The organism is Nocardiopsis sp. iso_238, assembly GCF_056173325.1.
In genome coordinates this window covers 4,440,875-4,452,694 of the sequence record NZ_CM149668.1, presented here as the reverse complement: position 1 = coordinate 4,452,694, position 11,820 = coordinate 4,440,875, and the positions used below count along the sequence as shown (strand labels likewise).

Annotated in this window: 12 protein-coding genes; 2 read left to right on the top strand and 10 right to left on the bottom strand. The window is 70.1% G+C overall.

The annotated features are described in order from the left end of the window. Positions 1-22: 22 nt before the first annotated feature. The 5 genes from AC0VYL_RS20145 to AC0VYL_RS20125 all read right to left on the bottom strand — a co-directional run bounded on the left by AC0VYL_RS20145 (position 23) and on the right by AC0VYL_RS20125 (position 4,848). On the bottom strand, positions 23-466 hold the full coding sequence (locus tag AC0VYL_RS20145) for a VOC family protein (RefSeq protein ID WP_475481129.1): 444 nt from the start codon (positions 464-466) through the stop codon (positions 23-25). 27 nt (positions 467-493) lie between these two features. Then, positions 494-949: a MaoC family dehydratase gene (locus AC0VYL_RS20140; RefSeq protein WP_475481128.1), complete on the bottom strand. Its 456-nt coding sequence runs from the start codon at positions 947-949 to the stop codon at positions 494-496. A gap of 74 nt (positions 950-1,023) precedes the next feature. Then, a complete protein-coding gene (locus tag AC0VYL_RS20135) occupies positions 1,024-2,148 on the bottom strand; it encodes an enolase C-terminal domain-like protein (RefSeq protein WP_475481127.1) in 1,125 nt (374 codons plus the stop codon). Positions 2,149-2,365: 217 nt separating this feature from the next. Next, complete coding sequence (gene ald / locus AC0VYL_RS20130) at positions 2,366-3,484, bottom strand: alanine dehydrogenase (protein ID WP_475463158.1); 1,119 nt, start codon at positions 3,482-3,484, stop codon at positions 2,366-2,368. Between the two features lie 137 nt (positions 3,485-3,621). Continuing rightward, positions 3,622-4,848 carry a dihydroorotase gene (locus AC0VYL_RS20125; RefSeq protein WP_475481126.1) on the bottom strand — a complete coding sequence of 409 codons (1,227 nt, stop codon included), beginning with the start codon at positions 4,846-4,848 and terminating at the stop codon, positions 3,622-3,624. Between the two features lie 379 nt (positions 4,849-5,227). Between AC0VYL_RS20125 and AC0VYL_RS20120 the strand changes: the two genes are divergently transcribed. After that, positions 5,228-7,390 (top strand): bifunctional copper resistance protein CopD/cytochrome c oxidase assembly protein, encoded by a 2,163-nt coding sequence (locus AC0VYL_RS20120; protein WP_475481125.1) that lies wholly within the window; start codon positions 5,228-5,230, stop codon positions 7,388-7,390. 482 nt (positions 7,391-7,872) lie between these two features. After that, positions 7,873-8,559: a hypothetical protein gene (locus AC0VYL_RS20115; RefSeq protein ID WP_475481124.1), complete on the top strand. Its 687-nt coding sequence runs from the start codon at positions 7,873-7,875 to the stop codon at positions 8,557-8,559. Between the two features lie 123 nt (positions 8,560-8,682). Here the strand turns inward: AC0VYL_RS20115 and AC0VYL_RS20110 are convergent, their stop codons facing one another. The 5 genes from AC0VYL_RS20110 to AC0VYL_RS20090 all read right to left on the bottom strand — a co-directional run bounded on the left by AC0VYL_RS20110 (position 8,683) and on the right by AC0VYL_RS20090 (position 11,571). Then, on the bottom strand, positions 8,683-8,967 hold the full coding sequence (locus tag AC0VYL_RS20110; protein ID WP_475481123.1) for a hypothetical protein: 285 nt from the start codon (positions 8,965-8,967) through the stop codon (positions 8,683-8,685). 197 nt (positions 8,968-9,164) lie between these two features. After that, positions 9,165-9,707, bottom strand: coding sequence for an ATP-binding protein (locus AC0VYL_RS20105; RefSeq protein ID WP_475481122.1), 543 nt, complete (start codon positions 9,705-9,707; stop codon positions 9,165-9,167). A gap of 99 nt (positions 9,708-9,806) precedes the next feature. Continuing rightward, complete coding sequence (locus AC0VYL_RS20100; RefSeq protein WP_475481121.1) at positions 9,807-10,325, bottom strand: hypothetical protein; 519 nt, start codon at positions 10,323-10,325, stop codon at positions 9,807-9,809. A gap of 17 nt (positions 10,326-10,342) precedes the next feature. Further along, positions 10,343-10,849: an ATP-binding protein gene (locus tag AC0VYL_RS20095; protein WP_475483548.1), complete on the bottom strand. Its 507-nt coding sequence runs from the start codon at positions 10,847-10,849 to the stop codon at positions 10,343-10,345. A gap of 398 nt (positions 10,850-11,247) precedes the next feature. Continuing rightward, positions 11,248-11,571: an ATP-binding protein gene (locus AC0VYL_RS20090; RefSeq protein ID WP_475481120.1), complete on the bottom strand. Its 324-nt coding sequence runs from the start codon at positions 11,569-11,571 to the stop codon at positions 11,248-11,250. Between the last annotated feature and the right edge of the window lie 249 nt (positions 11,572-11,820).

Genomic DNA, 11,820 nt, shown 5'->3' with positions numbered 1-11,820 from the left:
GCGTCCGGTAGGCGGGGCGGGCTCAGCCGCCGAAGGAGGTGAGGGCTCCCCGGTCGTCGAACCGGGCGCCGGGGGCCCACGCGATCTCCCAGCGGTTGCCCTCCGGGTCCGCGACGTAGGCGGACCGCCCTCCCCAGGGCCGGTCCGTCGGTTCGGCCACGACCTCGGCGCCCGCCCGGACGGCGGAGGCGAACGCCCGGTCGACCTGGGCGCGCTCGTCCACGTTGCAGGCCAGGGTGAACCCGGACCATCCGGTCGGGGCGGGCAGCACACCGTCGGAAGCCTCGGCGGCCAGTTCCGCCACGGGGAACAGGGACAGCAGGACACCGCCCACCAGGAACCCCGTCCACGCGTCGGAACCGGACGACAACTCCTCCCAGCCCAGGGCCAGGTAGAACCGGCGCAGCTCCGGGAGGTCGCGGGCGCCGAGGGTGACCACGGTCAGGCGCGGCGGAAGGTCGTCCATACCGCGAGGGTACGTCGAGGGCCCCTACTAGGGAACCCAGAGGCCCAGGGCCTCCGCGACCAGGGCGGGGCGCTCCTGGCCCTCGATCTCCACGGTGTGCCCGGTGGAGACCAGGTAGCCCTTGGGGGTCCGCCGCACCTCCCCGAGCGTCACCGCGTCCCGCACACGCGAGCCCACCGTGACCGGCTGGAGGAACCGCACCTTGTTGAGGCCGTAGTTGATGGACATCCGCGGCTTCTCGGTGAGGTCGAAAATGCTTTGGGAGAAGTGCGCCAGCAGCGACAGCGACAGGTAGCCGTGCGCGATGGTGGCTCCGAAGGGACCCTCGGCGGCGCGCCCGGCGTCCTGGTGGATCCACTGGTGGTCGTCGGTCGCGTCGGCGAAGAGGTCGACGCGGTCCTGGGTGATGGTCAGCCAGTCGGTACGGCCCAGGTGTTCACCCTGGGCGGCGGCTACCTCATGGACGTCTGCGAATACGCGCACCGCGCCTCCACGTGCGTCGGGGTCCGGTGTCGGGGCCGGACACGGGGAGCGCCAGGATACCTAACGGTGTTCGGTTATGGGGTGGTGCCCGGCGCCCGATCCGAACGCGCGTCCAGCACCAGCGTCCTCGCGGTGTACCCGGACAGCGCCACCCGGTCCACGTCGTGCCCCAGACCGCTCTCGGCGAGCGGCACCGGAACCACGCCGTCGTGCGCGCGCACCGGGGGAGTCACCAGGTCACGGCCGCGCGAAGCGGAACTGGGCATCTCCACGGGCAGGGTCGCGCCGGACAGCGCGCCCAGCGCGACCGTCGCCGCACGGCCCACCCCGGTCACCGCCGAGGAACCGCACCACACCTCCCAGCCCGCGTCCACCGCCCGGTCCACCGCGCGCCGCGCCGCCGTCAACCCGCCCAGCCGGGCCGGGTCCACGTTCACCGCGCGCCCCGCCTCGGCCAGGACCGCCTCGCCCAGGTCCTCCACCGAAGACAGCGACCGGTACAGGGCCACGGGGGTGCGCAGCTCGGCCGTCAGACGCGCGTGCGCGCCCAGGTCACCGGGGGCGAACGGGTCCTCGATCGCCAGCAGCCCGAGCGTGTCCATCGACCGCAGCGCGTCCAGGTCGGCGGGGGACTCCGTGTAGCGCCCGCCCGCGTCCACCTGGAGGACCAGGAACGGGAAACTCGTCTGCGCGGCCCGGATCACGTCGGTGTCCCAGCCCGGCTCGACCTCCAGCCGGATCCGGCGGAACCCCGCCCCGACGCGCCGGTTCACCTCCGTGACCACCGACTCCAGGGTCACCTGCCGGGGCAGGGTCACCCCCGCAGTGAGGGCCGTGCGCTCCCCGCCCAGGGCGTGCGCCAACGGCGTGGAGCGCTGACGGCTCCACAGGTCCCAGCAGGCGGTGTCCAGGGCCCCGGTCAGCGCCGGGTCCCAGGGCAGGTCCGCGAAGGCGTCGGCCACCTCGGTCGGGCGGCGCCAGGCGTGGTCCAGGAGGGCGGGCGCGAAGTCGCGCGAGAGCGCCTCCCACTGCTCCGGGCTGGCGCGGGACACCTCACCCCAGCCGCTCACCCGGCCGTCCGACACCCGGACCAGCACCGGAACGGAGCCGTCGGAGCCTCGCCCGGCCAGGGACGGCCGCAGCCGCACCAGTTCGAGCTCGACGATCCGGGTCACCGTTACCGCTCCGGTGTGTGTCACTACAGTCCCCACCTCATGTGTTCGGGCCCCGGTCACGGGCCCCGCCGTCGGAGGGGCCACCCCTCGACGGTACCCCCGCCCGACCCACCCGACCACCCCGCGCGCAGGCGCGGATCCGACCGGTGACCCCAGGTCGAACGGGTGCGCCGGGCGCCGACACCGAGGAGGGGGCCGCCCGTACGGACGACCCCCTCCCCACACTTCCGCCGACGCGCGCCTAGGAGGCGAGCACCTCGGAGAGCTCGCGGTACTTCATCTCGTGCGCCTCGGCCACCGGGGCGTAGACCAGCTCACCCTCGAAGGTGTTGAGGCCCTCGGCCAGGGCGGGGTCCTCGCGCAGGGCCTGCTTCCACCCCTTCTCCGCCAGGGCCACCGTGTACTTCAGGGTGTCCTTGGTCAGGGCGTGGGTCGAGGTGTTCGGCACCGCTCCCGGCATGTTGGCCACGCAGTAGAACACGGTGTCGTGCACGGCGAAGGTCGGGTCGTCGTGCGTGGTGGGCCGGGAGTCCTCGAAGCAGCCGCCCTGGTCGATGGCGATGTCGACCAGCACCGCGCCCGGACGCATCCGGGACACCAGCTCGTTGGAGATGAGCTTGGGGGCCTTGGCGCCGGGCACCAGGACCGCGCCGATCACCATGTCGGACTCCAGGACGGACAGCTCCAGCTCGAAGGCGTTGGAGACCACCGTCTTGACCTGCCCCCGGTACAGCGAGTCCACGTGGCGCAGCTTGTGGACGTTCAGGTCCAGCACGGTCACGTTCGCGCCCATGCCCACCGCGATCTGGGTGGCGTTGAGCCCGGACACTCCGGCGCCGATCACGGTCACGTTGGCCGGGCGCACCCCCGGCACCCCGCCCATCAGCACGCCCCGGCCGCCGTTGGGGCGCTGGAGCGTCACCGAACCCACCTGCGGGGCGAGCCGACCGGCCACCTCGGACATGGGGGCCAGCAGCGGAAGCGAACCGTCGGGCAGCTGCACGGTCTCGTAGGCGATACCGGTGACCCCGCGCTCCAGCAGCGCGTCCGTGCACTCGCGGGAGGCGGCCAGGTGCAGGTAGGTGAACAGGGTCTGGCCCGCGCGCATGCGGTGGTACTCGGCCGGGACGGGCTCCTTGACCTTGAGGATCAGGTCGCCCGCGGCCCACACCTCGTCGGCGGTGGGCAGGATGGTGGCCCCCGCCGCGAGGTACTCCTCGTTGGTGATGGAGGAACCGAACCCGGCGTCGTGTTCGACGAAGACCTCATGACCCCGGCGGGTCAGTTCGTGGACACCCGCAGGGGTGATCGCCACCCGGTACTCGTGGTTCTTGATCTCGCGGGGCACGCCGATGCGCACGATTCCTCCAACTGGTATCGCCATTGATACCTCCCACTGTGACCTGCGAAGGCGCGTCCACGCTATCGCCAATGTGCATAGCCATCCGTTGCCATGTTGACAGGCTGTAAGCCGGATGTGTGTGGTGTGACACGGGTCTAGTGCTGATGTACTCCGGAGCGGGTCGGTCGCCCCGCCACCCACGTCCTGCGCACCCTCCCGGTGAGGCGCATCCCGGCGTAGGGGCTCGGGTCGGTCGGCGGCACCGCGAGGGTCGTCTGGTCGTCGAAGGCCACCAGGTCGGCCTCGTACCCCTCCTGGACCCGGCCCCGGCCGCCCAGCCCCAGCAGCTCCGCCGGGGCCGACGCGGTCCACCGGGCCAGGTCGGTCAGGGAACGGCCGCGTCTGCGGGCCGCCGTCCAGAGCGCGGACAGGCTCCACTCCAGGGTGAACAGCCCGATGGCGGGCAGGTGGCCCGAGCCGACGGTGCGGATCGGGGAGTCGGGTTCCAACAGGGAGCTCCACAGCGCCTTGCGGTTGGCGTCCGACCGCAACGGGGGACGGCAGGCGTGCGCGGGGGACTCCGGGCCGGGGAACTCCGAGGGAAGGCACAGGTAGTGCGGGCAGGTGTGCGCGGTCAGGCCGACCCCCACCGCGCCCGCGGCGGCCAGCAGGGCCGCGCACTCGGCCGCGGTGAAGGGGGCCACGTGGGTGCGCACGCCCACCACGCGCGCCGCCGCGATCACCCGTTCCAGGCCCCGCCGCTCCGCCCGGGGCGGGCGCTGCTCCGCCGACACCGGCGGGGTGCCGAGTTCGTGGGCGTCCTCGGCGTGCATGACCAACAGACCGTTGAGGGTGGCGATCTCCGCCATGGCCTTGCGCAGCTGCGCGTCGCCCAGGGCGGCCATGTCCGGTGCGCCGCCGTCCGACAGCGACCCCTGGAAGGCCACCACCCCGCCCGCGTGCAGGTCCGCCAGATCCAACGGGCCGGTCCCCTGGGTGACCCCGCCCAGGAAGAGCACCGACACGTCGGCCCCCGCCGCCGCCCGCTGGTGCACCTGGAGGGAGTCGGCGCAGGTGATCGCGGGGCGCGCCGGAGCGGGGGAGACCACCACACAGGTGACGCCGCCGCGCAGGGCGGCGTCACTCACCCTCCGGTAGGAGTCGGGCAGTTCCTCCCCGGGGGCGTGCACCCCGGTGCCGAGGTCGATCGCGCCGGGCAACAGGGCGGTGCGGCCGAGCTCGACCACCTCGCGCGCCGACATCCTGGCCGAGTAGGGGCGGACCGCCTCGATACGGCCGTCCCGAATCCCCACACTGGCCGACCTGATCCCCTCGGGGACCACCGTCCGCATGGAACGGATGACTCTGTCGAACTCGGGCATCGCCCTCCCCCTTCGTACGCTTCTCTGCGTTCGTGGAACTGAGTGGCCGTGGAGGGGGCACGGCGACGAGGGGCGACGGGCACGAGGGGGCGGTCCGCGACCTCCTGTAGGGAGAACGAGCGTATCGCGAAGGCCCTCCGTCGAAGGGGGAAACGTCACTTCTGGTCCCCGTGGACACGCGCGGCGAAAGGGATTTCCGGCACAAGGGGGGTGGGCGAGCGGACCCAAGTCCGACACTGTGTAGTAAACGGACTAACCTTGGTCGAGGTGTCCCCCTCCGCGCCAGGTCCCCGCCGGAGTCCGACGGACGGCAGTGCGGTGGCCATCGCGGCCGAGGGCGCTGACCTGCAAGTTGACCAACTCGACGACGGAGTGGCGCGTGGCTCCTCCCGCCCAGAACGACACATCCCCCAAGGAACAACAGGACCAGGCCCCCGGCACCGAGAACGCCCCCGTCTACGCCCTGATCGCCGTGCTGGTGTGCACGGTGGCCCTGGGCGCCACCCTCATCCTGGGCGGCGCGGTCTTCGCGCAGATCATCCCCGGCATGGAGCGGTTCGACTCCGGCGAGGTGGTCCGCTGGGGCATGCCGATCGCCAAGACGGTCATGGACACGGCCGCGGTGCTGACCATCGGCCTCATGCTCATGGCGGTCGTCCTGCTCGGCTCGGCGAAGGGCCAGCTGTCCGCCCAGGCCGTCGGCTACGTGCGCGCCGGCACCTGGACCGCCCTGGCGTGGGTTCTCGGGGCCGTGGGCACGCTCTACTTCCAGACCGCCGAGTTCCTCGGCAGGCGCGCGGGCCAGGTGACCATCGACGAGGTCAGCTCCTTCGCCGGGTCGGTGGGCTCGGGCGTCTCCCTGATGTTCGTCATCCTCATCACCACCGGCATCGCGCTGTTCGGCCGCACCATCACCACGGCCACCGGCGGCCTCTGGCTGCTGGTCGCGTCCCTGGCGGCGGTCACCCCGCCCGCGCTCACCGGCCACGCCGCCTCCTCGGGGGCGCACGAGCTCGCCGTCACCGGTCTGGCGCTGCACCTGATCTCGATCTGCGCCTGGGTCGGCGGACTGGTCGTGGTCACCTACCACGCCATGCGCAGGGACGCCCAGGAACCGGCCGTCGCCGCCCACCGGTTCAGCCGGATGGCCCTGTGGGCCTACGTCGGAGTGGCGATCAGCGGTGCCGCGAGCGCCATGGCCCGCCTGTACTCCCTGGACGACCTGTTCGGCACCGACTACGGCCGGATCATCCTCGTCAAGATCACGTTGTTCGTCGTGCTGGGCTTCCTCGGGAACGCCCACCGCACCCGGGTGCTGACCCGGATCGACGCCGCTCCCGGAGGGAAGGCGGGCTACTCGTTCCGCCGCCGGAGCTTCCTGCGCCTGGCCGGGGCGGAGGTCATGATCATGGCCGCCGTCATCGGTGTGTCCGTGGGTCTGGGCCGTACGCCTCCGCCGTCACCGCCGGTCGAGACCACCATCGACCCGGCCGCGGCGATCCTCGGCTTCGCCATCCCGCCCGCGATGAGCCTGGAGAACGTCCTCACCCTGTGGCGTCCGGACCTGTTCTTCATCATGTTCGTCGTGGTTGCCGGGTTCCTGTACCTCGGAGGCGTGCGACGGCTGGTCAAGCGCGGTGACAAGTGGCCCGTCGGCCGCACCGCCGCCTTCCTCCTGGGGCTGCTGACCATCGTCGCGGTGCAGCTCAGCGGGTTCGCGACCTACGCGATGATCATGTTCTCCATGCACATGATCCAGCACATGGTGCTGGCCATGGTCACCCCGATCCTCCTGGTGCTGGGGGCACCGGTCACCCTGGCGCTGCGCGCGCTGCGGCCCGCCGAGACCCGAGGCGACCGGGGGCCGCGTGAGTGGCTCAACGCGTTCCTGAACAGCCGCTTCTCCCAGATCGTGACGCATCCGGCCGTCGCTGGGCCGATCTTCGTGTTCAGCCCGTACGCGCTGTACTTCACCCCGCTGTTCCCGACCCTGATGAACGACCACCTCGGTCACCTGTTCATGGGTGTGCACTTCCTGGTCTCGGGCTTCCTCTTCTACTGGGTGATCGTCGGTATCGACCCGGCGCCCAGGAGGGTCCCGTTCCTGCTGCGCATCCTGCTCCTCCTCGTGGCGATGGGCTTCCACGCCTTCTTCGGCATCGCGATCATGGAGCAGGCCACCCCGATGGCCATGCAGTACTACGGGCAGTTCGACATCCCGTGGATGACCGACCAGGCCGCCGACCAGTACGCGGGCGGAGGTATCGCCTGGGCGCTGGGCGAGATCCCCACGGTCATGGTGATGCTGGCGCTGGTGGTGCAGTGGTCGCGTGACGACGAGCGCCAGGAGCGCCGCCGTGAGCGGCACAGCCGTCGCGGTGGTTCCGACGATGCTGACATGGACGACTACAACGCCTACCTGGCCGATCTCGACCGCCGCTCCCGCGCGGCGGCGGGTGGGGCTTCTGCGGGTGGGGGCGGTAAGGAGGTCCCCGCTGGTGAGGCAGCTGGTGAGGCGTCGGAAGGCACCGCCAAGGACTGATCGGCCGCAGGTAGGGCAGTAGGTGGATGGGGGCGTGCCCGACAGGGTACGCCCCCGTTCGTTCGGTCAACGGCCCCCAGCCCCAGCCGGTCATTCGGTATAGGAGACACGTTGTCCTGCTCGCTGCTTGTGAAGGTGCCGATTGCGGAACGGAGTAGTCGTGAGTGCCGGATGGGTGGTAGAAGAGCGGGGGAGCTCGTGAGTGGCGTGGGTGGAATGTCTGTTTCTCAACAACTTGCAGATTTGGTGCTTTGCCGCTGACAAACGTGCAGGTCAAAGAGACTGCTCCCCGCGCACGCGGGGATGGACCCAGCCGTGGCTGTACACGCCCTCGTCGTCGGGGCTGCTCCCCGCGCACGCGGGGATGGACCGGTGGTCACGCCGACCGGTGTCCTGATCCGGCCACTGCTGTTGTCCTTCGGGTGAGGCAGAGGGGGTAGGGAGCAGACCACCGTCACATCGCAGAGGTCCCCATGCCGTTGATGCTGCTGATCGTGGCCGGATGTGCCCTCGCGTGCGCCTGGCCGCTGTGGATCCTGGTCGACTTCTACAACAAGATGATCAGTTCCTCCGAGGAGGAACGCCTGAAGGATCGCAACGACGTACTCGCGCTTGTGGCGGCGGCCGCCGCTGGTGGCAATGTGTCCATGGCCCTGCTCGTTTTCGCGCTCGGGCAGCCGGAGAGTGCGGGTGCGAAGGTCCTCCTGGTGCTGCTGACCGTGCAGGCGCTGGTCTGCGCCGCGTGTGTCTGGTGGACCGACGACTTGGACCAAGCTCGCCACTGGAGTCGCATCCGTGAGCTCCTGACGATCGCCAAGTGGACCGCCATCGCATCCGTGTTCCTGGCCTTGGTCGGAGCCATCGCCCATCCAGACGCTCAGGAGACGGTCGATGGCGTGGTCGACACGGTCGGCACGATTTTCGAGGGTCTGCTGATCCTGGGGGCCATAGTCGTGGCGATCATCGTGGGGGTTGGGTTCGGGGTTCTCATGAGCTGGGAGGACCCGGACACTCCTAAGCGTCCCAAGGGGATGAGTAAACAGGTGTGGAACCGGCAGCAGCGGCAGTGGCGTGAGTACAAGCGCAAACACGGCATCGACCGCAGCGGCGGGGCGGGCTACAGCGGTGACGGGGGTGATGGGGGCGATGGAGGTGGCGGTGGGGACTGAGCTCTGCCAGCAAGCTGACCTGGAGACCATCCGCTCTTCCTCTTGGCCCGTTCCTGTTGCTCCCCGCCCCGTGGGGATCGGGCCGGGCGACGGCCTCGTCGCCCGGCCCGTTTCCTCACCGGGTCAGGCCAGGATGCCGATGGCGTGGGTCAGGTTCCGCCCCACGGCCTCCAGGGTGGTGAGTCCCAGGAAGAGCGTGGAGCTGATGGCGGTGGCGGGCCATCCCCACCACCGGCGGGGTGCGCGGTGGCGGCCCCGGGGGAGGACAGGTTCCGGCTCGGCCCGAGCGGCGGGAACGGCTTCCCTGGCCTCCCTCGCCCTCTGTTCACGCTGGTGGCGAGCCACGAGCATCCAGTGGGGCACCGGACCGTGTTCGAGCATGTAGGTCACTCGGGGGTTGCCCTGCATCTGGCGCAGCAGGCGTGCGTACCTGTCCTGGGGCGCCTCGAGCTGGGATGGCTGCGGGTGCGCAGGTGGCGCCGATGACGCCAGTGACTCCTGTGGATTCGGGACTACCCGCAGCGGACGCGCGGCGGTGCGGGGAAAGCGGTGGCCTCGGGGTGAGGCCAGGACGGACCGGACTCCGGCGCTGACCTGATGACCGGTCATCGGGCACACCTGCCAGCGACCAGGGTGGGGTGGGTGAACTCGGCCCAGATGACGGTGCCGAGCCCCGCACAGAACGGGAAGTCCAGCACGGGACGGAACCCCCACCGGGTGGCGAGGTGGCCAAGCAGCAGCAGGCCCCGGCCGCGTTCGGCCTGATCCCACTCCTTCCGGGTACGCCTGCGCGGGACCTTCGGGGAGGAGTCCGAGGACGCGTCGGTGCGGGTGCCGTCGTCGATGACCGAGATCCGGACCGTCCTCGGGCGAGGCGTGTCCAGGGTGCGGACCACCCTCCCCTCGGGGTCCTGCCCGGAACGGGAGTGGTCGCAGGCGTTGGCGAACATCTCGCTCACGCACAACACCATGCTCTCCCTCACTTCGACCGGCAGGGTGGGCAGGCAGGCGAGGTCGGTGTCCAGGTCGGCGCGGACCTGGCGGGTCTGGGAGAGCTGACCGGGGTAGACGCGGCTCTGCCACCGGTGCTCGTTGTCGGGCCGGTTGATCGTGTGGTCCGGGGCGTGCGTGTGCGGCACAATGGCCATGTCGGCAATCGCTTTCTCTTAGACGGTGGTTGGTTGTCGGCCTGCTCTGGGGGTGTTGCTGCACCCGCCAGAGCTTTTTCGTGGAACGGCTTCGGGGGCTCAGGCAGCGGGCGGAGGTTCCGGATCGCTCCTGTGGACTCCGAGGTGGCGGTGGGCGAGCAGCCTCAGGAGTTCGGTGCGGTTGGTTGCGGTGATGCGTTCGTAGGGGTCGCCGTCGCCGGTCCAGCCCAGGGGGCGGCGGGCCACGAAGGTCTCGTTGGGAACCTGGCCTTCGACGGTCATGTTCCAGTGCTTGTGCAGCAGCGCGCACAGCACGTGTTCGGGGACCGGGAGCCCGGGATTGGAGTCCTTGTGTTTCGGGACTGTCCCCGCCACGGGCCTGTTGCCGGGTACCCGCGTGGGTGCGGGGTGGTCGTGGATGGCCTGGTCGATCAACCGCATCGCTCGTTCCGCATCGCTCTCCTCACGAGCGGTGCGCAGGGCTTCCAGGATCACCGGGATGCGGTTGCGCAGGGTGTGGTTGTGCCACACGTCCACCTGCGCGGGAGTCAGATGGGCGGGGGCGGCCAACGCGTCCTCTGCGGTCGCGAGCAGGTCCCTGGTGTCGATGTCCAGCATCACTGCTCCCCCTTGATCTACGTCCACGGGTTGTGGGTGAGGTCGTAGGAGAGGTGGAACCAGACCTGTCGGAACTTCGGGTTGCCGTTATCTCCCCATCGGTCCGCCAACGCGTTGACCAGCCCCAGACCCCGGCCGCTGCCGGGACCCGCATCGGGGTCGAGAGTGTCCAGGTCAGCCGCGGTGAACGGCCCAGGCTCCATGGGGTACCGGGCGCCCTGGTCCTGGCAGATCAACGTCATCCCGGTCGCACCTCGATCGACGGTGAGCGTGTAGGTACTGCCGTGCTCACTCGACAGAGAGTGCGCGATGGAGTTGTTCGCCAACTCCGACCCCAGCAGCGTGAACACGAACCGGAAGTCGAGGGAGCGTTCAGCGGCGCTGGTGTCCAAGAACGCCCGCACCAGCGGCATGAGGCTGGGGAGTCCGGCGAAGGAGTACCGGCGTTTGCGGAAGGGTGGGCCCTCGGCGCGGGAGAAGTAGTGAGCGTGGAAGGGCTTGATGAAGCTCGCCAACGGGACCATGGCCTCGCGGTGGGCGAGTTCGGGGGAGAAAACGCCGCTCACGTGGCCACCGCCAACCGTCGCAACCCGGCCAGGACGAACCCCAGGACCTGCATGGGGACGGAGTCGATTGGCCGCCGGGGCGAGGGGATCACCGGTTCCTGAGATGACTGAGGGGTGCTGCATCGGGCAGGGCTGTGAGTGTTCGCGGTGAAGGCCTGCACCTGGGTGCACGGATCTGCGGACGCTCGGGTGCGCCGCTCTGGTCGGGGCGACAAGTGGTCAGCGTTCATGTTCGACCAGCTCTCCTGAAGGTTGTCGTGGGTTGATGGCGTGAGCTGAGGGCACGGGCTTCGCACAGGGTGCTCGGCCTTCGGTTCTGTTTCTGGGGGTGCTTTGAGCCAGAGGTGACTCGTGTGTCAGCTGAGGTCGAGGACGACTTCGACGGTGGTCTGCTGGATGCGGTGGCCGTCCCAGGTCCAGGAGGGGGTCCAGGACAGGGCGAGGTGGTTGAGGGCTGCCAGTCCGGACGTGCTTGCGCCGGGGTTCAGTTGCGGGTACTGGAGGGAGCCCGGATTCCGTGGCCCCTGGTCAGTGACGTACAGGTGGGGGAGGAAGGGGCGGGTCTGGTCCAGGACCACGCGGACCGTTCCCCCAGGCAGACCTGAGCGGGAGTGCTGGTGTGCGTTGGTGACGAGGATGCGCGCGATGCGGGCCAGCCGGGTGCCCTCGACCGGCAGCATGTTCCGGCACCAGGCGGAAAGAGCTCGGTATTCGCGGGTGGGTCCGAGCAGGATGCCGTGGCGTGCGGGCTCGGAGAATCCCAACGCACGGGGATAACACCCGAAATGGACGATTGGCGTCCTAGGATAAGTCTTGATAGATCGCATATGTCTCACCTCGGGGGCTTCGGGGTGGGCTCTAACTCCGGGTGGCCACTCTTGGCTTGGGCCGCCGGGGGTTTTGGGATTTCTGGACACCGATTGGCGTCT